Source organism: Pseudomonas sp. SMV71, assembly GCF_052042015.1.
Taxonomy (GTDB): Bacteria; Pseudomonadota; Gammaproteobacteria; order Pseudomonadales; family Pseudomonadaceae; genus Aquipseudomonas.
The window spans coordinates 104,515-128,179 of record NZ_JBKGGU010000006.1 but is presented as its reverse complement, the minus strand read 5'-3'; the positions used below and the strand labels follow the sequence as shown (position 1 = coordinate 128,179).

Here is a 23,665-nt window from a genome sequence, read left to right as displayed (position 1 = left end):
GCAGCCCTGAGATTCGGCGCTGCGGTATTTCGGGCTGAGCGGCTGAGTCCTCCAAGGGGCTGCTGCGCAGCCCAGCGGGAGCAAGCTCCCTCGCCACGGTTGCCACGACAGATAACGCAATAAGCCCCGCTCATCCCCATGAGCGGGGCTTTATTGTGTGTTTATGAATGCTTCTCGATAACACACGGCATAATGCGCGCCGTGATGAACAGTATTGATTGAACAAGGCGGGCGACGTGTTGAAGAAAACCCTGTTCCAGTTGCACTGGTTTTTCGGCATCAGTGCCGGGCTGGTCCTGGCGTTGATGGGCATTACCGGGGCGGCGGTGTCGTTCCAGGACGAGATCCTGCGGGCGCTGAATCCGCAGGTGCTGACGGTCGAGAAACAACCGGCCGGCGTCCTGCCGCCTGCCGAGCTGGTGGAACAGATCGAGGCCGCGTCCGGTAAAACCGTTTCCATGCTCTGGGTCGAGACCGACAGCGGCAACGCCGCCCGGGTAATTTTCACCGCGCCGCCCGGGGAAAAGCGCGGCCCGATGCGCTATTTCAATCCCTACAACGCGCAGTTCCTCGGCGATGTGGTGGGCCAGGATTTCTTCGGCCTGCTGCTGAGGCTGCACCGGGTCCTGACCCTGGATGACGTAGGCCGGCAGATCACCGGGGCCTGCACACTGATCCTGGTGTTTTTCTGCCTGTCCGGCCTGTACCTGCGCTGGCCGCGCCGATGGCGAAGCTGGCGCGCCTGGCTGACCCTCGACTGGAGGAAAAAAGGCCGCAGTTTCAATTGGGACCTGCATTCGGTGGCCGGCACCTGGTGCCTGCTGTTCTATCTGCTGGCGGCGCTGACCGGGTTGACCTGGTCCTACGATTGGTACAACAAAGCCGTCAGCCAGCTGCTCTCCGATTCGCCTAAGGAAGAACGGGTACGCAACCGTGGCCCGGCACCGAGCGGCCCGCCACCCGTGGCCGACTACCGCGCCATGTGGAGCAGCATCTACAGCGCTGCCGGCCCCGACCTGTCCAGCTATAACGTGCGCATGCCACCGGTGGCCGGGCAACCGGCGACCGTGTTCTACATGCTGAAAAACTCTCCCCACGACCGGGCCTTGAACCAGCTCATGCTCGACCCGACCACCGGGGCCGTCAGCCGTCATAGCCGCTACAGCGACAAGAGCCTCAAGGCGCAACTGCTCACCAGCATCTATGCGCTGCACGTCGGCAGCTATTTCGGTCTGGCCGGACGGATCCTGGTGACCCTGGCCGCGCTGACCATGCCGTTGTTCTTCATCACCGGTTGGTTGTTGTACCTGGATCGCCGACGCAAGAAGCGCCAGGCCAGCCAAGCCCGCCGGGCACTCGCAGGCAACCCCGGCAATGCCCCGGCGTGGTTGATCGGCTTTGCCAGCCAGAGCGGTTTCGCCGAGCAACTGGCCTGGCAGACCGCCGGCCAGCTCCAGGCCGCCGGGTTGCCGGTAAACGTCCAGCCGCTGGCGAACGTCAACGACCGGGACCTGAGCAACGCCACCCATGCCTTGTTCGTGGTCAGCACCTTCGGCGACGGCGAGGGGCCGGACAGCGCCCGGGGATTCGAGCGCAAGGTACTGGGCCGGGCCTTGAGCCTGGAGCGTCTGCAGTATTCGGTGCTGGGCCTGGGCGACCGCCAGTACGAAAATTTCTGCGGCTTTGCCCGACGCTTGCACACGTGGCTGGCGGAGCACGGCGGCAAGACCTTGTTCGCCCCGGTGGAAGTCGACAGCGGCGACCCCTACGCCCTGCGTCATTGGCAACAGCAATTGGCGGAACTGACCGGCCAGACGCCCGCGGACACCTGGCAGGCGCCGAGTTTCGAGAACTGGACGTTGACCCAACGCAGCCTGCTCAACCCCGACAGCAGCGGCTCGGGCGTATACCTGCTGGGCCTCACCGCGCCCGGCCCGAGCAGTTGGCTGGCCGGTGACCTGGTCGAGATCCTGCCACGCAACGATCCCTGGGCCATAGAACATTTCCTCGATGGCCTGGGCATCGCCGGCCAGGCCCGGGTGCAGGTCGACGGCTTGTCGCTGAGCCTCGAGCAGGCCCTGGCCACCCGCCAGTTGCCGGAAAATCGCGCTCATCTGGTCGGCCTGCACGCCCAGGCGCTGGTGGATGCACTGGCACCGCTGGCGATGCGCGAATACTCCATCGCCTCGATCCCGGCCGACGGCGTGCTGGAATTGCTGGTGCGCCAGGAGCGTCACGCCGATGGCAACCTGGGCATCGGCTCCGGCTGGCTCACCGAACACGCGCCGCTGGGCAGCGCCATCAGCCTGCGGCTGCGGCGCAACAGCGGTTTCCACCTGCCGGCCAAAGGCGTGCCGATGATCCTGCTGGGCAACGGCACCGGCCTGGCCGGCCTGCGCAGCCTGCTCAAGGCCCGCGTCGCCGAAGGCATGCAGCGCAACTGGCTGATCTTTGGTGAACGCCAGCGCGAGCATGATTTCCACTGCCGCGACGAGTTGGAGGAATGGGTGGCTTCAGGCGACCTGGAGCGCCTGGACCTGGCCTTCTCCCGAGACCAGCAACAGAAAATCTACGTCCAGGACCGCCTGCGCCAATCCGCCCCGCTGCTCAAGCAATGGCTGGCCGACGGCGCGGTGATCTACATCTGCGGCAGCCTGCAAGGCATGGCTTCGGGGGTGGACCAGGCGCTTACTGAAATCCTTGGGGCCGAGGAAGTTCAGCAACTAATCGAACAAGGGCGGTATCGGCGAGACGTTTACTGAGCCCCCCGACTCAAGAACACACCGTCCCCTGTGGGAGCGAGCTTGCTCGCGATAGCGGATCGTCAGCTAGTGCAGTGTTAACTGACACACCGCCATCGCGAGCAAGCTCGCTCCCACAGAACTTGCTCCCACAGGAAATGAAACACAGTCAAACCGGCTGCAATTTCTTCTCAAACACCGCCACCCCCTCCAGATCACGCAACACCACGCTCATCTCCCCGCTAGACCCGTCGATGTTCACCTCGCCAAAGAACTGATACCCGGCAAACGGCGAGGTGTTCTGGGCCGGTGGTGCTTTCTGGAACACCACCTCGGGACCGAAGGTCTTGTCCAGGGCGTTGGGGCCGAAACTGCCGGCGTTCAATGGCCCGGCGACGAACTCCCAGAACGGTTCGAAATCCTGGAACGCGGCTTGTTCGGGATGGTAGTGGTGGGCGGCGCAATAGTGCACATCAGCGGAGAGCCAGACGTAGTTGCGCACCTGATGCTTGCGCAGGAAGCCCAGCAACTCGGCGATTTCCACTTCACGGCCCTGGGCCTGACCCGGGTCACCGTTGGCGACCGCTTCCCAGCGCGGCACGCCGGGGCTGACTTCACCATCGGGCACGCCGAGGCCGATGGGCATGTCGGCGGCGATGACTTTCCATTGAGCCCGGGACTGCTTCAATTCGCGCTTGAGCCAGTTCAACTGTTCACGCCCCAGGAAAGGCTTGGCCGCGCCCAGGTTGGCGTCGTTGGCTTCACGGTAGCTGCGCATATCGAGCACGAACACATCCAGCATCGGCCCGTAGCCGAGCTTGCGGTAGATCCGCCCGCCGCCGTCGGCCTTTTGCAGGCGCATCGGCGCGTACTCCAGCCAGGCCTGACGCGCACGTCCGACGAGGCTGTGGATATCCTTGGTCTGGTAGCGCTCGTCCAACTGCTTGCCCGGCGACCAGTTGTTCACCACCTCATGGTCGTCCCACTGCCAGATCTGCGGCACCTCGGCGTTGAAGCGCCGTACGTTCTCGTCCATCAGGTTGTAGCGGTAGTTGCCGCGATACTCGTCCAGCGTCTCGGCGACCTTGCTCTTGGCTTGCGTGGTGAGGTTGCGCCAGACGCGCCCGCCCTCGGTGGTGATCTGCGCCGGCACCGGGCCGTCGGCGTAGATGGTGTCACCGCTGTGGATAAAGAAATCCGGCAGGCGCAGGCGCATGGCTTCGTAGATGCGCATGCCACCGATGTCCGGGTTGATGCCAAAGCCCTGGCCGACCGTGTCACCGCTCCAGACAAAACGGATGTTGCGCTTGAACTGCGGCACGCTGCGCAGGTGACCGAACCAGGGTTCACTGGCGACACCGCTCTGGGCGTCTTCGAACCGTACCCGATAGAAAATCGCCTGGTCACGGGGCAACCCGGTCAGCTCGACCCGAGCGGTGAAATCGCTGCGACTGTCGGCCAGCGGCGAGACCACACGCCGTGGATTGCGAAAGTGACTGCGGGTGTCCCACTCCACCACCATCCGCGCCGGACGGTCGCTGCGGCTCCAGATCATCGCCCGATCGCCTTGCAAGTCGCCGGATTGCACACCGTCGGTGAGCAGCGGACGGTCCTTGACCGAAGCGATCACCGCCGGCGCCAGCCCCGGCAACAACAAACCTGCGCCCACGGCCTGTATCACACGACGCCGGTCCCGGTCGAATTCGCTCATGGTGTTCTCCTTTGAAAATGGGAAAACTTAAGCATGGCTCTGTGAAGTGGGTGTGACAGGGATTTATGCCCGCCCCAAAACCAATGTGGGAGCGAGCTTGCTCGCGATGGCGGAGTGTCAGGCAACCAAGTTGTCGACTGATACACCGCTATCGCGAGCAAGCTCGCTCCCACAAGGGACCTCATTGCTTCAAAAAACGGGTCAGGCCTTCGCCGGCTCCAACGCCATCTCCACCGCTTCCGGCCGCTTGAGCAGCGCATACGCCACTCCGGTCACCAGGCTCCCCGCAACGATTGCCAGCAGGTACAACAGCGCATGGTTGATGGCGTTGGGGATCAGCATGACGAACAGCCCGCCGTGGGGGGCCATGAGTTTGCATCCGAAGTACATCGATAGCGCACCGGTCAACGCACCGCCGGCGATACTCGCCGGGATCACCCGCAGCGGATCCTTGGCGGCGAACGGAATCGCACCTTCGGAGATGAAGCACAGCCCCAACACCAGCGCCGCCTTGCCAGCCTCGCGCTCGGTCTGGGCGAACTTGCGGCGGGCGATGAAGGTGGCGATGCCCAGGCCAATCGGCGGCACCATTCCGGCGGCCATGGTCGCGGCCATCGGCGCATAGCTTTGCGATGCGAGCAGACCCACCGAGAACGCATAGGCGGCCTTGTTGATCGGCCCGCCAAGATCGACGCACATCATCGCCCCGAGCAGCACACCCAGCAGAATGGCGTTGGTGGTGCCCATGCTGTCGAGGAAATGCGTGAGGCCTTCCAGCATGCCGGCTACCGGTTTGCCGACGATGTAGATCATCACCAGGCCGGTGAACAGACTCGCCAGCAGCGGGATGATCAGGATCGGCTTCAGAGCCTCCAGGCTTTGGGGCAACCGGGCATAACGGTTGATCGCCAAAGCCGCGTAACCGGCGAGGAAACCGGCGATGATCCCGCCGATGAAACCGGCGCCCAGGGTGCTTGCCAGCAATCCACCGATCATCCCCGGCGCCAGGCCGGGACGGTCGGCGATGGAATAGGCGATGTAGCCGGCCAGCAGCGGCACCATCAGCTTGAACGCCGTGTCGCCACCGATCTGCATCAGCGCCGCCGCCAGCGTGCCGGGCTCCTTGAACGCGGTAATGCCGAAGACAAACGACAACGCAATCAGCAACCCACCGGCCACCACCATCGGCAGCATGAACGACACGCCGGTCAGCAGGTGCTTGTAGACCCCGGTCTTCTCCGACTTGGCCGGGCTGGCCGAACCGCTCGCTACGCTTTCCTGGCGGCCTTCGGCCAGGGCTTTGTTCAGCGTGGCCTCGGCCTGTTTCAGGGCGATGCCGGTGCCGCAGCGGTAGATTTTCTTGCCAGCGAAACGCTCGGTCGCCACTTCGATGTCCGTGGCGAGCAGCACCACATCGGCCGCCGCGATGGCTTCGGCGCTCAACGGGTTGCGCGCACCCACCGAGCCTTGGGTTTCCACTTGCAGGTCGTAGCCCAGCCGCGTCGCCGCCTGTTGCAAGGCTTCGGCGGCCATGAAGGTATGGGCGACGCCGGTCGGGCAGGCGGTGATGGCGACCAGGCGCGGGGCGCGCTCGGTCGAGACCGAGGACGCCGGTGCCTGTTCGAGCACGTCCGATTCGCGAAGCACGCTGGCCTCTTCGGCACCACGGCGCAGCAGCGAATCGACGTCTTGCAGGGCCTGGGCCGGGGTGCTGCGAAACACTCGCTTGCCGACGAACCGCGACAGGTCCAACGGGCCGCTGGTCACCAGCAACACCCACTCGGCCGCCTCCAGGGTGGCCGCCGACAACTGGCGTTCCGGATGGGCCGCATCATGCACTTCGACGCTGGTGCTCCAACCCTGGCGCTGGGCTGCCGCGTCCAGCAGGCGGGCGCACAACACACTGGTGACCATGCCGTTCGGGCAGGCCGTCACAATGGCTAATTTCATTCTTGCGAACCCTCTTATTGTTCTGTCAGGGGGCGCACGCGCACGCCCTGTTCAAGCGACGCCAGCAACGCGGTGTCGTGGATGCCAAAACCGATCTGCGTGACCGCCATCGCCGCGATGGCCGTGGCGCTGCGCAGGGTCTGCTCCGGGGTGTGCGCGCCGAGCAGGCCATGCAGCATGCCGGCCAGCAGTGAATCCCCGGCGCCGACGGTGCTGGCAACGCTGACCTTGGGCGGCGACGCATGCAACGCCGAACCGACGCTGAACCAGTTCACACCCTCGGCGCCGTGGGAAATCACAATATGTTCGATGCCTTGGGCGTGCAGGCGCTGCGCCGCTTCGGCCTGGGCCTGCTCGCTGACCACTTCACACCCCAGCGCATCGGCCAGTTCCTCGGTGTTCGGCTTGATCAGCCATGGCCCGGCGGCCAACGCAACGCGCAAGGCCTCGCCACTGGTGTCCAGGGCCACATTCAAACCGAGTGCTTTCAAGCGCGTGATCAACGCCTGCAGCCATTGCGGGCTGACGCCGCGGGGCAGGCTGCCGGCGACCACCACGGCGTCGTGGCCGGGAGCGATGTGTTCCAGTCGCTCCAGCAACGCCTGTTGCGCGGCGTCGTCCACCACCGGGCCAGGCCCGTTGAGGTCGGTGATGCGCCCGTCCTGTTCGGCGAGCTTGACGTTACTGCGGGTTTCGCCCGGCACGCGGACAAACCCGTCGATAAAACCGCGCTGGGCAAACAGCGTCTCGAACGGCTGGGCGTTGTCCTCGCCGAGAAAACCGCTGACCGTCAAGGTGTGGCCCAGATCAGCCAGTACCTGGGCCACGTTCACGCCCTTGCCGGCGGCGTGGCTGTGCATCGCATCGCTGCGGTTGACCTGCCCCGGCTCCAGGCGCGCCAGCTCTACCGTGAGGTCGAGCGCCGGGTTGAGGGTCAGGGTGAGAATCTTCGCCATTACAGCGCCTCCACTAATGCGCGCACGTCATCGGCGCTGCCCACGGCCAACGCCGACTGGGCCAGGGTCTGGACCTGGGCAAGTTTCAGTTCACGAACCCGCGCCTTGACCTCGGCAATGCTACGGGCCGAGACACTCAGCTCGTCCACGCCCAGGCCCACCAGCACCGGCACCGCCAACGGATCGGCCGCTAGCTCGCCGCAGACCCCGACCCACTTGCCATGGGCATGGGCCGCCCGCACGGTGATGTCGATCAGTTGCAGCACTGCCGGGTGCAAGCCATCGGCCTGTGCCGACAGGGTCGGATGCCCCCGGTCGATGGCCAGGGTGTATTGGGTCAGGTCGTTGGTGCCGACGCTGAAGAAGTCCACTTCCTTGGCAAGCACCGGCGCCAGCAAGGCGGCGGACGGCACTTCGATCATGATCCCCAGTTGCAGGTCCGCCACGGGGATTTCCCGGCGCAGGCGCTCGGTCATGTCCCGGGCCTGGCGCCACTCATCGACGCTGCCGACCATGGGGAACATGATCCGCAACGGGCGGTTGTCCGCCGAGCGCAACAGAGCGCGCAGCTGCGCTTCCATGATCTGCGGACGCTGCAAGGTCAGGCGAATGCCACGCACGCCCAGAAACGGATTTTCTTCCTTCGCGATCGGCCAGTACGGCAGCGGTTTGTCGCCGCCCACGTCCAGGGTGCGCACCACCAGCGGCCGCCCGGCCAGGCCATCGAGGACCTTGCGGTACTCGGCCTCCTGGGTCGCTTCGTCCGGCGCCTGGTTGTGGGCCATGAAAATCAGCTCGGTGCGCAACAGGCCGATACCCTCGGCGCCCTGCTCCACCGCACTGGTGACGCCGGCGCTTTCGCCGATGTTGGCGAATACTTCCACGGCGTGACCGTCGCCGGTCACGGCCGGTTGATGGCGCTGTTCGGCGGCCACCTTGAGGCGCCGCTCGCGGGTATCGCGTTCTTGCGCGGCCCGTTGCAGGGTGGCGGCGTCCGGGTCCACGTGCAGGCGGCCGCGCTGGCCGTCGAGCAGCAGCGAAGTGCCCGGCGCCAGCAGCAAGACCGAAGCACCGGCGCCGACCAGCGCTGGAATGCCCAGGGCCCGGGCAACAATCGCACTGTGGGCGGTGGCGCCCCCACGGGCAGTGAGAATCCCTGCCACGCGGGTCGGGTCCAGGCGCGCCACATCGGACGGACCGACTTCGTCCATCACCAGGATATAAGGTTGCTCCGGTTCGTTCGGGGTTTGCACACCGCACAACTGCGCCAGCACCCGACGACCGACGTCTCGCAGGTCGGCGGCACGTTCGGCAAGCAGGGCGTCCTGCAAGGCTTCCTGTTCCTTCGCGGCGGCTTCGATCACGCCCATCCAGGCGGCTTGCGCGCTCTCACCCAGTTTCAGGCGGGTGTCGACTTCGTCGGTCAGCTCCGGGTCGTCGAGCATTTCCTGGTGGGTGATGAAAATTTCGCGGATGGCCTTGGCCTTGGCGCGCTCGATCAGCCCTTCGATATCACGGCGCACCTGGTTCAGCGCTTTTTGCAGACGCTCACGCTCAATGGCTGCCGACTCGCCGCGCAGCGGATAGTCGATGGCTTGCAGAACCTGGACGTGAGCCGGGCCGATGGCGATGCCTGGAGCCGCAGGCACCGCCTGGATCAGGCTGCCGGATTCGGGCGCCAGCACGACCGTCGCGACGTCCGCTACGATGGTTTCTTGCGGTGCGGTCGGTGGCGGCAGCGGCTCGACTTCTTCGCCCAAGCCTTCCTCGATGGCCGCCAGCAACGCCGGCAGTGCGTCGGCGGCAATGCTCGGTTCGGCGATGAATTCCAGGACTTGCCCGCGACGGGCGCCCAGGCTCAGCAACTTGCTCAGGCTCTTGACCGACACGGCGCTGTCCTGGCCGTCGACGATGCGTACGCGGATCTCGCCGTCGAAGCTCTTCGCCAGTTGCGCCAGGATCTTCGCCGGGCGTGCATGCAAACCGTGGGCATTGGCCAGACCGATGCGGGCGCTGGGCCAGTCGGCGGGCAGTTCACCGCCGAGCACTTCCAACACCTTGCGGCTGCTGGTGGCTTGGCCCAGTTCATGGCCGCGGCCCTCGATCAGCAGCGCACAGAGCCTTTCCAGCAATGCCTGGTGGGCCTCGCCCAGGCTGGCGAGGCAGAACAGCCCGCTCAAGGGTTGGCCGAGGTAACGGATGGGCTTGTCCGGCGTGACGAACGCCAGGCCCGGACGCTTGACAGTCTGCTCGCTGTGCAGCCACCACAGGCCGTCGCCCAGGGGCAGCGCCTCGACCTGCTGCAAGACCCCGGCAAAACCATTGCTCACGCAGTCGGCCTGGCGCAGCAACCGGGCGCCACGCCAGACCAGTTCTTCAAAATCATCGGCCGACACACCAAGGCCGATCATCTGCGCATCCAGAGCCAGCTCCTGCGGCGCGCCTTGCAGCAGTTTCAACAGCGCCTCGGGAGAACCGGCGCGCCGCAGGGCCTGGCCCAGGTCGGTCTCGCCGAGGGCGCGAGTCAGCAGTTGCAGCAGGCGCAGGTGTTCGTCGGACTTGGCCGCGATGCCGATGGCCAGGTAGACAATCTGCCCATCGCCCCAGTCCACACCTTCGGGGAATTGCAGCAGGCGCACGCCGGTGGCGTGCACCAGGTCGCGGGTCTGCGGAGTACCGTGGGGAATGGCAATCCCTTGCCCAAGAAAGGTCGAGCCCTGGGCTTCGCGAGCCTGCAAGCCGGCGAGGTAACCCTCGGCGACCAGACCATCGGCCACCAGTCGGTCAGCGAGCAGTTGCAGCGCTGCGTCTTTATCCACGGCGGTCTGCGCCATGGATATCTGCTCTAGAGTGAGCTCGAGCATGCTTTCTCCTTTTTGGCGTCCGGTCGGCGCCAGGTATTGTTTTGAATGGAATCAGCTTAGCGTCGCAGAACGGTTTTTGGCGCTATCGCGGCAGCACGGCCAAAAATCCTGACAGCCTTGAAAATACGCTTGCTGAAACGTTTAATCTAGAAGGATTGGCACGTTACTCGATAATCTCTTGTCGTTGAAGTGCAACTTGTCGCCAGTGTCAGGGCGGTGACCGTCATCTTGAATCGGGTAGGATGGCCCTTATTGTCGGGCAAACTCGAAAAAACAAGGAAAACCGGGTTGAAACTCAGTGATATCGCCCAGCTCGCCGGTGTGTCCGTGACCACGGCCAGCTACGTCATCAACGGCAAGGCCGAACAGCAACGCATCAGCAGCGCCACCGTCGAACGGGTGCGGGCGGTGGTCGAGGAGCACGGCTTCACGCCCAATCCCCAGGCCGCCGGGCTGCGCAGTCGACACACGCGCACCTTGGGCTTCATCCTGCCGGATCTGGAAAACCCCAGTTATGCGCGCATCGCCAAGCTGCTGGAGCAAGGCGCCCGAGCCAGGGGTTATCAGTTGCTGATCGCCAGCTCCGACGATGCGCCCGACAGCGAACGGCAATTGCTGCAACTGTTCCGTGCCCGACGCTGCGATGCGCTGATCGTCGCCAGTTGCCTGCCGGCCGGTGACGACAGCTACCAGCAATTGCAAGCCAAGGGCATTCCGATCATCGCCATCGACCGGGTCATGGAGCCGGCGCATTTCTGCTCGGTGATCAGCGATGACCGCCAGGCCAGCCTCCAATTGACCCGCAGCCTGCTGGAGACCAAGCCCCGGCAGATCGCCCTGATCAGCGCCCGCCCCGAACTGAGCATCAGTCAGGAGCGGACCGCAGGCTTTCGCGACGCGTTGGCCGGGTTCGAGGGCCAGGTGCTGATCGAGCACGGCGAATCGTTCAGCCGTGAATGCGGTCGGCAATTGATGGAAGAAATGCTCACGCGCCTGGGCCACTTGCCGGATGCGCTGATCACCACCTCCTACGTGCTGCTGCAAGGGGTGTTCGACGCGCTGCACGACTTCCCGCTCAAGTCGCGCCCGCTGCGCCTGGGCACGTTTGGTGATACGCAACTGCTGGATTTTTTGCCGCTGCCGGTCAACGCCATGTCCCAGCAGCATCAGTTGATCGCTGACAAGGCTCTGCAGCTTGCGCTGGCAGCCATCGAAAACGATGACTACCAGCCGGGCGTGCAGGCCATTGCGCGGACTTTCAAGCAGCGCATTCACCAAGGCTGACCCATGGAGCTGATCGACACCCACACCCATCTGGACTTTCCCGACTTCGATGCGGACCGTCCGGCCCTGCTGGCCGAGAGTCGTGCGCTGGGAGTCCGCGAGATGGTGGTGCTGGGGGTCTATCGGAACAACTGGCAACGGGTCTGGGATCTGGTACAAAGCGACCCGCAGCTGCACGCCGCGTTGGGCCTGCACCCGGTGTACCTGGAGCAGCATCAACCCGAGGACCTGACGCATTTGCGTGACTGGCTGGCCCGCGTGGCCGGGCATCGGCAGTTGTGCGCAGTAGGGGAAATCGGCCTGGATTATTACGTCCAGACCCTGGACCGTGAGCGCCAGCAGGCGTTGTTCGAGGCCCAACTGCAACTGGCGGCGCAGTTCGAGCTGCCGGTGCTGATCCACGTGCGCCGCAGCCATGCCGCCGTCATCGCGACACTCAAGCGCATCGGCCTCAAGCGCGCGGGGATTATCCATGCCTTCGCCGGCAGCCTTGAGGAGGCCCGCGAATACATCAAGCTGGGTTTCAAGCTCGGCCTCGGCGGTGCCGCCACTTGGCCCCAGGCCCTGCGCATGCACCGGGTGCTGGCGCAACTGCCGCTGGAGGCGGTGGTGCTGGAAACCGACTCGCCGGACATGGCCCCGGCGATGTTCCCCGGCCAGCGCAACAGCCCGGCGCATCTGCCGGCCATTTGCGCGGCGTTGGCGCAGATTATGTCGATCAGTCCTGAGCGGCTGGCCGAAGCCAGCACTCAGAACGCACGCCAATTGTTTGGGTGGTAACCGCGTTTCCCTGTGGGAGCGAGCCTGCTCGCGATGCGGTGTATCAGGCAACGCAATGGTGTCTGACAGACCGCTATCGCGAGCAGGCTCGCTCCCACAAGGGAGGCGGTGGTGCGGCTTTTATTGGCTAAACCCGAAACGCATTGATCAACTGCTTGAGCTGCACCACCTGGGCTGACAGTTCGCGGCTGGCATCCTCAGTCTGGTGTGCGCCTTCGGCGGTGCGTTCGCCGGCGCGGTTGATTTCGACGATGTTCTGGTCAATGTCGTGGGCCACGGCGGTCTGCTGCTCCACCGCCGCCGCGATCTGCTGGTTCTGGTCGACGATCATGCCGACCGCACCGAGGATATTTTCCAAGGCCTGCTGGACCTTCTCCGACTGGCCGACCGTGCCGCTGGCCATTTCGTGGCTGCTGCCCATCGCCTTGACGGCTGCGCCTACTCCGCCATGCAGGCGGCTGATCATCGCTTCGATTTCTTCGGTCGATTGCTGGGTCCGCTTGGCCAGGGTCCGGACCTCATCGGCCACCACCGCAAAGCCGCGCCCCTGCTCGCCGGCGCGGGCGGCTTCGATAGCGGCGTTGAGGGCCAGCAGGTTGGTCTGCTCGGCGATGCTCTTGATCACGTCCAGCACGCGGCTGATCGCCTGGCTGTCAGTTGCCAGCTGATTGATGACCTGCACCGACTGGTCGATCTCGCTGGCCAGGCGAGCGATGCTGCCCTGCTGGGATTCCACCAGACCACGCCCACTGAGGGTCTCGTCATTCACACTGTGGGCGCTGCTGACCGCTGCGGCGGCGCTGCGGGCCACTTCCTGGGCGGTGGCTGACATCTGGTTCATTGCGGTGGCCACCAGTTCGATCTGGCTGCGCTGCCCGGCAACCGCCTGGTTGCTGCGGGCCGATACCGTTTCCACCTGGCCGGCCTGACGCTCGACTTCGGCGACCGTGCGACCGACCTGTTCGATCAGGTCATGGATCTTCGCCACCGTGCCGTTGAACACCTCACCCAACTCCCCCAGCTCGTCCTTGCTACGGGCGACGAAATTCACCGTCATGTCCCCCGCCGCCACCTTGTCCATCATCTGGCCCAAGTGCTGGAGGGTGGTGCGGGTCGAGGCGTAGAAACCGGCATACAGGTAAAAAATCAGCAGGAATACCGCCGCCAGGGCTACGGCTTGCAACACCATGTGGCTGCGGTTCTGCTCCAGGCGATGTTGCAACTGCACGCCAAGAAAGGCCTGGGTCGCGTCGTTCAGCCGGTAGGTACGCTCCATCAGGCCACTGACCTGTTCAAAGAACGCCGGCCATGGCGCATCCAGGGTGTCGGCCATCACCACTTGTTCTTCGATCAGTTCCGAAGCTTTCTTGAGGGTGCTCTTACTGCCATCCGCCTGCTCGGCCAGGGCTTGCCCAGCGGCTTTGCTCGACCCCAGGGCGTCTTGCAGTTTCAGCTCGTATTCGCCCTGGAGTTTTTCGATCTGCGCGAGCAACTCTTCGAAGCGGGTGCTCGCCGCCGAATTGAGGAACCCCTGCCCCAATGAAGACGCGCCCAACGCACGGCCCTCACCCAGCAGTTGAGTGACCTTTGGGGTGGTGCCGACAATCAGCTCGCTGAGCTGACGGATGTCGCTCTGGTTGTCACGACTCAACCCGGCCTGGCTGGCAATGATCTGGTTGAACATCTGGGCGCTGTTGAGCAGCTTGCCGATCAGTGCACTTTTGCTTTGCAGCGAGCTTTCGGCCTGCTGGGCCTTGAACGCGGCAATTATCTCGTCGCGCTTGGCGTCGAAGGCGCTGACCTGTTCAGGCTCCACAGCCATGGCCGTCATGCCTTGCAGGCGTGCCAGGACTTGCTGCTCAAGGGTGCCGATCTTCGCCTCCACGTCGCCGGCCTTGCCGGACTGCCCCAGGCTGGCATTGATCTGCACCAGATTATTCAGGGTTTCCAGATCCCGGCGCAGGGCCAGACTGCTGCCCAGCAGGTCGAGGCTTTGCAGCTCCACCTGGGTGCCCTGGAATTCGCGGTAGGAATCGCGCACCAGAAAGAAGTTGGTCGCCAGCATGGGCACAAGAAACAACACGCTGATCAGGCTGAACTTCATGCCGAAGCTCAGGCGGTTCATCAGGGCGACGGCGGGCCAGAGCAAACTCTTCACAAGGGAGTCTCCCGGTAGTGTTGTTATTGTTATGGGCAGGCGCACGCAGACAGCACAAAGCCACTATTCGGGCGCTGTTCCTGTATAGCCTAAATCGGCGGTGAGATTTGTAACTTAAGGTTAACGAGTCAACGTGGCACGGTCCCTGTGGCGAGGGAGCTTGCTCCCGTTCGGGCGCGCAGCGGCCGCAATCTATTGGAGGCGCTTCGCACCTCAGCGGGAGCAAGCTCCCTCGCCACAATAAGCGCACTGGCCACAACAGGCTCACTTATCACAACAAGCTGCCGGTCATTCGATCACTCGCTGTGTCAGGCCAACACCGTCCACAACGCAAACCCCGCATACCAGAGCAGTGCCGCGCGCAGCAGCAGTTCCCAGAGCCGGTCCAGGCTGTTGATGCCGTCCGGCCCGGCCACGGGCTTGGGAATCTCACCCGCCACCAGGCCAACCTTGTCGATGAGTTCCGCGGCGCTGATGTTCCAGTTCAGCAACTCGTGCAGCATGACCCGACTGACCGCGACGAAGTTGCCCACCAGGGCGAAGCTTGCCGCCAGCAGCCGCACGGGCACCCAGTCGAAGGCATGGCGCATCTGCGCGGCCCGCTCCGCTACGCCGGGGTTGAGGCTGTGCTCGGCGGCCAATGCCAGTAGCCGATAACTCAAGGCCGCCACCGGACCGAGCAGGAAGTACCAGAAAATCACCGCGAAAAAGCTCTGGTAGGCCTGCCACAACAGGTGCCCCTGGACCCGCTCCAGCAGTTGCTCGCCGTCGCTGGCTTCAAGGCCCAGGTCGCGCCTGGCGACATGGGCTGCCGCTTGCAGGTCTTGCCGACGCCACGCATCGCGAAACGGCCCCAGGCCGGCGAGCAGATCGCCGCGCCCAAGGCTGTAGATCACCACCAGCAGGTGCACCGGTAGCGCCAACAGCCCATAGGCTACCGGCTCCAGCACCCACAGCAACAGCGCCAGCAGCGCCGCCGGCAGCACCACCATGACGATCAGCACCAGCCATGGTCGTTTGACCCAACGGGGATGCGCCTCGAGCCTGTTCAGCTCACGCAACCAACCGCCGTCGCGCTGGACCCGCTGGCGCAAGGCCGAGAATTTCTCGACCCAGACCGCCAGCAGCAATACCAGAAAACTCATTGTCCTTCCCCTTCTGTCAGGGCCGCACGGTAGCGTGCCCAGTCGAATGCCGGTCCTGGATCGGTCTTGCGCCCCGGGGCGATGTCGCTGTGCCCGCAGATACGCTGCACCGTGATCGCCTTGAACGCCGCCTGCAGTTGCCGCGTCAGGTCCACCAATGCGACGTATTGCGCGTCGGTGAACGGCAGATCATCGGTGCCCTCGAGCTCGATGCCTATGGAAAAATCGTTACAGGTTTCCCGCCCCTCGAAACATGAGACGCCCGCATGCCACGCGCGGTCCAGACAGGAGACAAACTGGGTGACGGCACCGTCACGCTCGATCAGAAAATGCGCCGAGACACGCAGGTCAGCGATACCGGCAAAGTAGGGATGTTCCGTGACATCCAGACGATTCTGGAAGAATTCCTGCACCTTGCCCGTGGCAAACTGTGCCGGAGGCAGGCTGATGTTGTGGATCACCAGCAGGGAAATTTCGCCCTCGGGGCGCGCATTGAAGTTGGGCGAGGGGCAATGACGCACGCCATCACACCAACCGCTCGCGGGGTCCAGCTGCATACGGGTTCCTTCGATGACGACAGTGAATGGCGCCAGTATGCCGCGATCGGCCCCGGCTGCGCGATCACTTGCCGCGATTGAGCTGGCGCAGATTGCCCAGCACCGACTCCAGTGCCCGGTCGAACAACAACGTGTCGTCCAGCAACCGGGCCGCCCCTCGGCGGAACTCCAGGGCCAGGCTGGTGCGGCTGTGCTCCAGCACCTTGAGACCGGTGCGGTTGACGAAGACATATTTGCCGGTGGCCTGGATGATTGCCGCCAGCTTGCAGCGCAGGCGGTTGTCGTCCTCTTCCTGGAACTCGACCCAACTGCCCAGGCGCAATTGATCGACCTGGATCAAGCCCACGTCATCGGCCGGCAGCCGAACTGCCGCGCTCTCCGCCGGCGCCTTGTTGGCTGCGCGCAGGACGATTCTTTCCGACACCTGGACCATTACCGGCAGGTCGGACGGCTGCGGCTTCGCCTGCTCCGGCGCCTGTCCCATGCGCTCGAGCGATTGCACGTGCAACACTTCCAACTCACTGAAGAATTCGCTGGTGGCAAACGGGTCGAACGCCGAGCGGCTCAAGCCCTCGCGCAGGGCCTTGAGCAGTTCCGGCACCATCGCCAGCAAGCGCAGGCCGGCGTCGGACTCATCGTGCGGCTGGACGCTCCAGATCAATTGCTCCAGGGTCAGGACATCCGCTTTCCACTCCTCGGAATGTTCACCGTGCTTGAAGCAGGTCAACAGCAGCACCTGGCTCCAGGCCTGTTGCACGAACTCCACCACCGCCAGGGGCAACACCTTGCCCAGCAGGACCTGGTTCAGCGCTCCTTCGACTCGCTGCCGAGCGAGGTCGGCCTTGGCCCTGCCCTCTTCCGCGTCACGGATGCGCTGCTCAAGCAGTTCACTGCGGCGCCGTTCGTCACTGGTGAAGGCCAGGAAGTCAGCCAGCAACTCGGAGAAAATCGCCGGGTCATCGACATAATCATTCAACAGGCGCTGGACCACCTGCTCGATACGCAAGTAGAGGCTATCGCGCTGTTGGTCATCGCAATCGCCACACCCCATGGCCGCGGCGGCAATCTCATTGAGCAACCTGCGGGCGGGGTGATTGCCGCGACTGAAGAAACTCTTGTCTTGCACCGCGACCTTGAGCATCGGGATTTGCAGGCGCCCGATCAGGGCCTTGAAGGTGTCCGGCAGATTATGGTCGTCGAGGATGAACTCGAACATCATCGAGATCAGGTTGATCACATCCTCATCGGCATCCTCCACAACCCGGGACTTGCCACTCCTGACGCTGACGCGGGTGAGCAATTGTTCCAGCTGGCCGCGCAGGTCGAATTCGTCCTGCACAGCAGGTGCCGGCACGTATTGCTGCAAGTGAGAGAGCAACCGCAGCAGGTCTCGGGTGGAAATCGGCTGGGCCGGTGCGCTGGCTTCCAGGGTGGGCGCCACACTGCCGCGTACCTGCATCAACAACTTCTGCAACGCGGCGAACACTTCCTGCACGCTGTCGTCGACCTCGGCCGCTCGCGGTTTGGCTGGTTTGTCGGCCTTGGGCACCGGCTTGTCGGCGGTGCGATCCGAGGCCCGCCGCGACGGCGAGGCCTTGAGGTCAGGCAGGATCCCGGTAGCGGCCAGCAACTGATTGGCCTCGGTATAGAGTTGGTCGCATTCGCTGAGCACATAGCGCTCGAACAGCTTGAGCAGGATCAGCTTGACCTTGATCCCCACCCCCAGATTGCGCCCGGCCTGCAGGAAATGTTCGCACAGCAACGCCGGGCTCAATGGATTGTGCTGGCTGGTCAGTGGCCGCTCCAGTAATACGCCGAGCCGGGCGGTCAATTGTTCGAGCGCCACGCCATCGTGCCTGAGCACGCGGGCGACCATGGACTCGACCGCCAGGTGGCGCTCCAGCTCGTCCTTGGTCGGTTGCGCGGGTATGCCGGCGGCCACGACGGGCGCGAGGGTGGCCTGGGTAAAATCATACTGGGCCAGGTTGACGAAAGCATCGAAGAACTGCTCGATGAATTCGCGCTCGATGCTCTTGCGCTTCAGGCGCAGGTCGCGCATGGCTTCGAAGAACAGGTTCTGCTCGACGTCGTCCCGCGCCCGGTCGGCCATTTCGAACAGCGTGTCGTCGGCGTTATCGAACAGCCCCTGCAAACCCTGGCGCAGCTGCTGGGCGGCCTTGTCGCGGACCTGGAGCAGAATCACCGGCAGGCGGGCGAGCGGCGAACGATTCGCCTGATCGGTAGATACCTTATGCAAAGGCACTACATTCCCGTCGTTATGCATTCTGGCCTCCTGAAACGGCGTTCTTCGGTTCGCAACGTCAAAGCTATGGCGTCAATCGAAAGGCGGATTATCAGGTAAAAGAACCCCGTCCTGCCAGCAGACTCTGCGATCGAGCTCGAAATACTGCGCAACAAGTGACCGGAAAAATCAGGAAATGTTGCGAGGATGCGACCAAATGCAGGTCCTGAAGCGCTGGGCAGGCGCGCGGCGCCTTGGGTTCGCTCACGGCCTGGCCCTATAATCGGGCCACTTTGTTTGTGGAGCCCGTCATGCCGAATCTACGCCTCGCCGATCTGACCGCCGAAATCGAAGCCAACGTGCGCCGTGCGTTGCTCGAAGACATCGGCAGCGGCGACATCACCGCGCAACTGATCCCCGCCGAACGCTTGGCCAAGGCCACCATCATTACCCGCGACGCCGCGACCATCAGCGGCACGGCCTGGGTCGATGCGGTGTTCCGGCAACTGGACCCACGGGTCGCGGTGCATTGGCAAGTACGCGACGGCGACCGGGTCAGTCCCGACCAGGCGCTGTTCCACCTCGAAGGCCCGGCCCGCTCGCTGCTGACCGGCGAGCGCAGCGCGTTGAACTTCCTGCAACTGCTGTCAGGCGTCGCTACCCGGGCCCGCTACCTGGCCGACTTCGTCGCCGACACCCAGGTCAAGCTGCTGGACACCCGCAAGACTCTGCCGGGCCTGCGCCTGGCGCAGAAATACGCCGTCACTTGCGGCGGTTGCCATAACCACCGCATCGGCTTGTACGACGCGTTCCTGATCAAGGAAAACCACATTGCCGCCTGCGGCGGGATCGCCCAGGCCATCGCTGCCGCCCACAGAATCGCCCCAGGCAAGCCGGTGGAAGTCGAAGTGGAAAGCCTGGCGGAATTGAAAGAAGCGCTGGCGGCCGATGCCGATATCATCATGCTCGACGAACTGAGCCTGGACGACATGCGCGAAGCCGTGCGCCTGAACGGTGGCAAGGCCAAACTGGAGGCCAGCGGCGGCGTCAACGAAAGCACATTGCGCCCGATTGCCGAGACCGGGGTGGACTACATCTCGATTGGAGCGATGACCAAGGATGTGAAGGCGGTGGATTTGTCGATGCGGCTCAGTCTCTGAGCAGCTGCAAGCTGCAAGCTGCAAGACAAAGCCTCGACGCTTGTAGCTTGTAGCTTGTAGCTTGTAGCTTGTAGCTTGTAGCTCACAGCTAAACGACTAAATTATTCATCTCGCAGTACTCCTCCCATTCCACTCCCAACACCTCGGCCGCCTCCTTGTGCAAGGCAAGGCGTTGCGCCTCGAACTCCTCAGGTGTGCTGGTGTACTTGAGCGTCAACTCCCAGGGCTGCATCCCCTGGGCTTCAGCCTCGTCCTCGAATGCCCACTGAATCTGGTCTTTCTGATCGTCAGCACTCAGGTTCTTTATTTCTTCCAGTAACTGAGGCGTGTCCAGGGCGTACTTGCGCAGGGCTTCTTCGTGTCTGGCTTCTTGCGTCAGTGCTTTCGCGGTCATGGTGTTCTCGCTGATCGGAGGAATGGAGGATGGATCTGGATCTTCAAGGATCTCTCTGACGCAGGAAACCGTAGCAAGCCCGGTTTACCTGGCCTTCAGAACCATTCGGGGGATCATCTGAAAACAGAAGTATTGCTGCATGCGACAAGGATCCTAGCAGAGACGCAAGCCAGTGCAACAACTGGCATAGACACAAGGAACCTAGAAAGTGCCCGGTTACAGTTTCCCGTTTCCAACGGTGCACATTTACCTCGTATAAACAACCCCGCCAGAAGATCGTTGAACAACTGAAAACAGGAGGCCTGATTCCATGAGCGCCCAGTTGCAGCACAAGGGTTACATCGGCTCGATTGAGGCAAGCACCGAGGATAAATGTCTATTCGGAAAGCTGCTGTTCATCCGGGCGCTGGTAAGTTACGAAGGGCAAACCGTCGCAGAATTGGAAACAGCTTTTCGCGAAGCGGTGGATGATTATCTACAAAGCTGCGAGCAGCTCGGACAGCAGCCAGAACTGCCTTGCAAAGGTTCGTTTAATGTCCGTATCGGACATGATCTGCATCTGACGGCAGCGTTAGCCGCGACCCGTCAAAACGTTTCTTTGAACGATCTGACGCGCCAGGCATTGAACGAATACTTACAGCACCACGCGTGAGGAGCTCGAAGGGCGCGGGGAACCTATGTCTCGTTATCCAGTCATAGCGATGTGCCATATCGGCACTTCACAAGGAACCCCAGTGATGCGCAGCTTTTCCGCGTTGTCTTCATTCCACGTTGGCGTTGCCAGCCTGTTGCTCGGCAGCATGATCTCGTCAGGTACAGCCCGGGCGGCTGTCGAAACCGAGTCTGGTTACACATTGTCCTCCGACACCATTCCAGCCCTGCGCAGCTCAATCAACAATAACGTGCTCCTCAAGACCAGTATCAGCGTCGGCGTCCTTGAAGAACTGCCTAAAAATGTAAAGGCCAACACCACCGAACTGGAAGAACAGAAACGGACCCTCGCCGACCAGGCCCGCCAGATCGAGGAACTCAAGCGCAACAGTGGTTCGAGCTCCAGTTCGAGCAACAAGGAAATCGAAGAACTCAAGCGCACCGTCAAGGAACAGGAGCAAGACCTGCGCGACCTGGGTAAGCAAGTGGAAGAACTCAAGCGCAACAGTGGGACCAGTTCTAATTCGAACAGCAGCGAAATCTCGACGCTTAAGCGGGACCTGAGTGATCAGGATCGTGAAATCGACCAGCTCAAACGCACGGTCGAGGAACTGAGCCGGAAGGTGAAATGACGGGAGGGGGTTAATCTTGCCCGAGACAGGAATCGAACCTGCGACCTTCGCGTTACGAGTGCGCTGCTCTACCGACTGAGCTACACGGGCGGTGGCTAAACCTAGCACCGTCACGTGTGGCCAGGCAACCGGCAACGCAAGGATTTTCGACCCACAGCAAAACGCCCCGAACCAGTCGGGGCGTTTTGCTGTTCAGCGGTCAAGCGCAGGGGTGATTAAACGCCCGATGCCTTGGCTGCCGCGACGTCCTTGATGGACAGCTTGATACGGCCGCGGTTGTCCACGTCCAGTACCAGTACTTCCACCTCCTGGCCTTCTTTGAGGATGTCGGTCACTTTCTCGACGCGGGCATCGCTCAGCATGGAGATGTGTACCAGACCGTCCTTGCCCGGCAGGATGTTGACGAAGGCGCCGAAGTCGACGATGCGCTCGACCTTGCCGACGTAGATCTTGCCGATCTCGGCTTCGGCAGTGATGCCCAGGACACGTTGGCGTGCCGCTTCTGCCGCTTCCTTGGTTTCGCCGAAGATCTTGATCGAGCCGTCGTCTTCGATGTCGATCGAAGCCTTGGTCTCTTCACAGATCGCACGGATGGTCGCGCCGCCTTTACCGATGACATCACGGATTTTGTCGGTGTCGATTTTCATCGCGATCATGGTCGGAGCGTTTTCCGACAGCTCGGTACGGGACTGACCGATGATCTGGTTCATCTGGCCGAGGATGTTCAGGCGCGCTTCCAGGGCTTGGCCCAGAGCGATTTCCATGATCTCTTCGGTGATGCCTTTGATCTTGATGTCCATCTGCAGTGCGGTGACGCCCTTGGCGGTACCGGCCACTTTGAAGTCCATGTCGCCCAGGTGGTCTTCGTCACCCAGGATGTCGGTCAGGACGGCGAATTTCTCGCCTTCCTTCACCAGGCCCATGGCGATACCGGCAACCGGCGCCTTCATCGGCACACCGGCGTCCATCAGGGCCAGGGAAGCGCCGCAGACCGAAGCCATCGAGCTCGAACCGTTGGACTCAGTGATTTCCGACACCACACGAATGGTGTACGGGAACACATCAGCGGCCGGCAGCATGGCCTGGACCGAACGACGGGCCAGACGGCCGTGACCGATTTCGCGACGACCGGCGCCACCCATGCGGCCACACTCGCCCACCGAGAACGGAGGGAAGTTGTAGTGCAGCATGAACGGGTCTTTCTTTTCGCCTTCCAGGGTGTCGAGCAGTTGCGCGTCACGAGCGGTGCCCAGCGTGGCAACGACCAGGGCCTGGGTTTCACCACGGGTGAACAGTGCCGAGCCGTGGGTCTTTGGCAGGACGCCGACTTCGATGTTCAGCGGACGCACGGTACGGGTGTCACGGCCGTCGATGCGTGGCTTGCCATTAACGATGTTTTCGCGAACGGTGCGGTACTCGATTTCGCCGAAAGCGGCTTTGACGTCGCTGGCCGAAGGCTGGCCTTCTTCACCGGAGAACTTGGCAACGACCTGGTCTTTCAGCTCGCCCAGACGTGCGTAACGGTCAGCCTTGACGGTGATGGTGTAGGCCTGGGAGATCGCTTCGCCGAACTCGGCACGGATCGCGCCCAGCAGTTCGGTGGCTTCGGCTTGCGGAGCCCAGGTCCAGGTTGGCTTGGCGGCTTCGGCGGCCAGTTCCTTGACGGCGTTGATCACCACCTGGAACTCGTCGTGGGCGAACAGTACGGCGCCCAGCATCTGGTCTTCGGTCAGTTCCTTGGCTTCGGATTCAACCATCAGCACGGCTTCGGACGTACCGGCCACGACCATGTCCAGGCTCGAAGCCTTCAGTTGCTCGTAGGTCGGGTTCAGCAGGTAGCCGGTGCTTTCGTGGAACGCGACGCGGGCAGCGCCGATCGGACCATCGAAAGGAATACCGGAGATGGCCAGCGCGGCCGAGGTGCCGATCATCGCAGCGATGTCCGGATCGGTCTTCTTGCTGGTGGAAACGACGGTGCAGACAACCTGCACTTCGTTCATGAAGCCTTCCGGGAACAGCGGACGGATCGGACGGTCGATCAGTCGCGAAGTCAGGGTTTCTTTTTCGGAAGGACGGCCTTCGCGCTTGAAGAAACCGCCAGGGATCTTACCGGCAGCGTAAGTCTTTTCCTGGTAGTGGACAGACAGAGGGAAGAAGCCCTTGCCTGGATCGGCTTGCTTGGCACCGACGACGGTCACCAATACGCTGACGTCGTCGTCAACGGTGACCAGCACTGCGCCGGAGGCCTGACGGGCGATACGGCCAGTCTCGAGGGTAACGGTCGACTGACCGAACTGAAATTTTTTGATTACCGGGTTCACGGTGTCCTACCTTCTTTTGTGGCTCTTGGGGGAACTTGTCTTCTTGCGAAATTCTTGGGCAATGCCGGGAATCGGCCCGACTCTTGTCCAGGGGTAAAACGTGTATCCAGATAAAACTT

Annotated in this window: 16 protein-coding genes, 1 tRNA gene and 1 pseudogene; 6 read left to right on the top strand and 12 right to left on the bottom strand. The window is 63.0% G+C overall.

Going from position 1 to position 23,665, the window contains the following annotated elements; genetic code table 11:
- Positions 1 to 236 precede the first annotated feature (236 nt).
- On the top strand, positions 237 to 2,762 hold the full coding sequence (locus ACLEJQ_RS07755) for a PepSY domain-containing protein (protein WP_440793705.1): 2,526 nt from the start codon (positions 237 to 239) through the stop codon (positions 2,760 to 2,762).
- Between the two features lie 148 nt (positions 2,763 to 2,910).
- Here the strand turns inward: ACLEJQ_RS07755 and ACLEJQ_RS07750 are convergent, their stop codons facing one another.
- The 4 genes from ACLEJQ_RS07750 to ptsP form a co-directional block, all read right to left on the bottom strand.
- The gene (locus ACLEJQ_RS07750; RefSeq protein WP_440793703.1) at positions 2,911 to 4,452 is read right to left on the bottom strand and encodes an alkaline phosphatase D family protein; all 1,542 of its coding nucleotides are present in this window, start codon (positions 4,450 to 4,452) and stop codon (positions 2,911 to 2,913) included.
- Between the two features lie 201 nt (positions 4,453 to 4,653).
- Positions 4,654 to 6,402, bottom strand: coding sequence for a PTS fructose-like transporter subunit IIB (locus ACLEJQ_RS07745; protein WP_440793701.1), 1,749 nt, complete (start codon positions 6,400 to 6,402; stop codon positions 4,654 to 4,656).
- Between the two features lie 14 nt (positions 6,403 to 6,416).
- Positions 6,417 to 7,358, bottom strand: a complete 942-nt coding sequence (pfkB, locus tag ACLEJQ_RS07740) for a 1-phosphofructokinase (RefSeq protein WP_440793699.1) — start codon at positions 7,356 to 7,358, stop codon at positions 6,417 to 6,419.
- Entirely contained in the window at positions 7,358 to 10,222 is a 2,865-nt protein-coding gene (gene ptsP / locus ACLEJQ_RS07735) for a phosphoenolpyruvate--protein phosphotransferase (RefSeq protein WP_440793697.1), read from the bottom strand. The genes pfkB and ptsP overlap by 1 nt, the downstream gene beginning before the upstream one ends.
- Before the next feature lie 288 nt (positions 10,223 to 10,510).
- Between ptsP and cra the strand changes: the two genes are divergently transcribed.
- On the top strand, positions 10,511 to 11,506 hold the full coding sequence (gene cra, locus ACLEJQ_RS07730) for a catabolite repressor/activator (RefSeq protein WP_440793695.1): 996 nt from the start codon (positions 10,511 to 10,513) through the stop codon (positions 11,504 to 11,506).
- 3 nt (positions 11,507 to 11,509) lie between these two features.
- Positions 11,510 to 12,286 (top strand): TatD family hydrolase, encoded by a 777-nt coding sequence (locus tag ACLEJQ_RS07725; protein ID WP_440793693.1) that lies wholly within the window; start codon positions 11,510 to 11,512, stop codon positions 12,284 to 12,286.
- 127 nt (positions 12,287 to 12,413) lie between these two features.
- Here the strand turns inward: ACLEJQ_RS07725 and ACLEJQ_RS07720 are convergent, their stop codons facing one another.
- The 5 genes and pseudogenes from ACLEJQ_RS07720 to ACLEJQ_RS07700 all read right to left on the bottom strand — a co-directional run bounded on the left by ACLEJQ_RS07720 (position 12,414) and on the right by ACLEJQ_RS07700 (position 18,430).
- Positions 12,414 to 13,118 (bottom strand): methyl-accepting chemotaxis protein, encoded by a 705-nt coding sequence (locus ACLEJQ_RS07720; RefSeq protein ID WP_440793953.1) that lies wholly within the window; start codon positions 13,116 to 13,118, stop codon positions 12,414 to 12,416.
- A 153-nt stretch (positions 13,119 to 13,271) separates the two neighbouring features.
- Positions 13,272 to 13,475, bottom strand: a pseudogene (locus ACLEJQ_RS07715) (HAMP domain-containing protein); the annotation flags it as partial.
- A gap of 1,277 nt (positions 13,476 to 14,752) precedes the next feature.
- Entirely contained in the window at positions 14,753 to 15,589 is an 837-nt protein-coding gene (ampE, locus tag ACLEJQ_RS07710) for a regulatory signaling modulator protein AmpE (protein WP_440793691.1), read from the bottom strand.
- Positions 15,586 to 16,146, bottom strand: a complete 561-nt coding sequence (gene ampD, locus ACLEJQ_RS07705) for a 1,6-anhydro-N-acetylmuramyl-L-alanine amidase AmpD (RefSeq protein WP_440793689.1) — start codon at positions 16,144 to 16,146, stop codon at positions 15,586 to 15,588. Before ampD ends, ampE begins: the two co-directional genes overlap by 4 nt.
- Positions 16,147 to 16,210: 64 nt before the next feature.
- On the bottom strand, positions 16,211 to 18,430 hold the full coding sequence (locus tag ACLEJQ_RS07700; RefSeq protein ID WP_440793687.1) for a DUF1631 domain-containing protein: 2,220 nt from the start codon (positions 18,428 to 18,430) through the stop codon (positions 16,211 to 16,213).
- Between the two features lie 269 nt (positions 18,431 to 18,699).
- Between ACLEJQ_RS07700 and nadC the strand changes: the two genes are divergently transcribed.
- Positions 18,700 to 19,548 carry a carboxylating nicotinate-nucleotide diphosphorylase gene (nadC, locus tag ACLEJQ_RS07695; RefSeq protein ID WP_440793685.1) on the top strand — a complete coding sequence of 283 codons (849 nt, stop codon included), beginning with the start codon at positions 18,700 to 18,702 and terminating at the stop codon, positions 19,546 to 19,548.
- An 88-nt stretch (positions 19,549 to 19,636) separates the two neighbouring features.
- Here the strand turns inward: nadC and ACLEJQ_RS07690 are convergent, their stop codons facing one another.
- Positions 19,637 to 19,942 carry a DUF6388 family protein gene (locus tag ACLEJQ_RS07690; RefSeq protein WP_440793683.1) on the bottom strand — a complete coding sequence of 102 codons (306 nt, stop codon included), beginning with the start codon at positions 19,940 to 19,942 and terminating at the stop codon, positions 19,637 to 19,639.
- 310 nt (positions 19,943 to 20,252) lie between these two features.
- On the opposite strand from ACLEJQ_RS07690, the gene ACLEJQ_RS07685 reads away from it, so the two are divergent.
- A complete protein-coding gene (locus ACLEJQ_RS07685; protein ID WP_440793681.1) occupies positions 20,253 to 20,594 on the top strand; it encodes a type II toxin-antitoxin system HicB family antitoxin in 342 nt (113 codons plus the stop codon).
- Between the two features lie 85 nt (positions 20,595 to 20,679).
- On the top strand, positions 20,680 to 21,225 hold the full coding sequence (locus tag ACLEJQ_RS07680; RefSeq protein WP_440793679.1) for a hypothetical protein: 546 nt from the start codon (positions 20,680 to 20,682) through the stop codon (positions 21,223 to 21,225).
- A 17-nt stretch (positions 21,226 to 21,242) separates the two neighbouring features.
- Here ACLEJQ_RS07680 and ACLEJQ_RS07675 read toward each other — a convergent pair.
- Together ACLEJQ_RS07675 and pnp are read right to left on the bottom strand one after the other, a co-directional pair.
- Positions 21,243 to 21,315: transfer RNA gene (locus ACLEJQ_RS07675), tRNA-Thr, on the bottom strand.
- A 125-nt stretch (positions 21,316 to 21,440) separates the two neighbouring features.
- Entirely contained in the window at positions 21,441 to 23,546 is a 2,106-nt protein-coding gene (pnp, locus tag ACLEJQ_RS07670) for a polyribonucleotide nucleotidyltransferase (RefSeq protein ID WP_440793677.1), read from the bottom strand.
- Between the last annotated feature and the right edge of the window lie 119 nt (positions 23,547 to 23,665).

What these genes read in the sequence shown, in the direction of transcription:
- nadC (WP_440793685.1), top strand. Translation starts at nt 18,700, where the DNA reads ATGCCGAATCTACGCCTCGCCGATCTGACCGCCGAAATCGAAGCCAAC.
- ACLEJQ_RS07700 (WP_440793687.1), bottom strand. Translation starts at nt 18,430, where the DNA reads ATGCATAACGACGGGAATGTAGTGCCTTTGCATAAGGTATCTACCGAT.
- ACLEJQ_RS07745 (WP_440793701.1), bottom strand. Translation starts at nt 6,402, where the DNA reads ATGAAATTAGCCATTGTGACGGCCTGCCCGAACGGCATGGTCACCAGT.
- ACLEJQ_RS07750 (WP_440793703.1), bottom strand. Translation starts at nt 4,452, where the DNA reads ATGAGCGAATTCGACCGGGACCGGCGTCGTGTGATACAGGCCGTGGGC.
- ampE (WP_440793691.1), bottom strand. Translation starts at nt 15,589, where the DNA reads ATGAGTTTTCTGGTATTGCTGCTGGCGGTCTGGGTCGAGAAATTCTCG.
- pfkB (WP_440793699.1), bottom strand. Translation starts at nt 7,358, where the DNA reads ATGGCGAAGATTCTCACCCTGACCCTCAACCCGGCGCTCGACCTCACG.
- ACLEJQ_RS07680 (WP_440793679.1), top strand. Translation starts at nt 20,680, where the DNA reads ATGCGCAGCTTTTCCGCGTTGTCTTCATTCCACGTTGGCGTTGCCAGC.
- ampD (WP_440793689.1), bottom strand. Translation starts at nt 16,146, where the DNA reads ATGCAGCTGGACCCCGCGAGCGGTTGGTGTGATGGCGTGCGTCATTGC.
- ACLEJQ_RS07685 (WP_440793681.1), top strand. Translation starts at nt 20,253, where the DNA reads ATGAGCGCCCAGTTGCAGCACAAGGGTTACATCGGCTCGATTGAGGCA.
- ACLEJQ_RS07720 (WP_440793953.1), bottom strand. Translation starts at nt 13,118, where the DNA reads ATGTCAGCCACCGCCCAGGAAGTGGCCCGCAGCGCCGCCGCAGCGGTC.
- ptsP (WP_440793697.1), bottom strand. Translation starts at nt 10,222, where the DNA reads ATGCTCGAGCTCACTCTAGAGCAGATATCCATGGCGCAGACCGCCGTG.
- ACLEJQ_RS07725 (WP_440793693.1), top strand. Translation starts at nt 11,510, where the DNA reads ATGGAGCTGATCGACACCCACACCCATCTGGACTTTCCCGACTTCGAT.
- ACLEJQ_RS07690 (WP_440793683.1), bottom strand. Translation starts at nt 19,942, where the DNA reads ATGACCGCGAAAGCACTGACGCAAGAAGCCAGACACGAAGAAGCCCTG.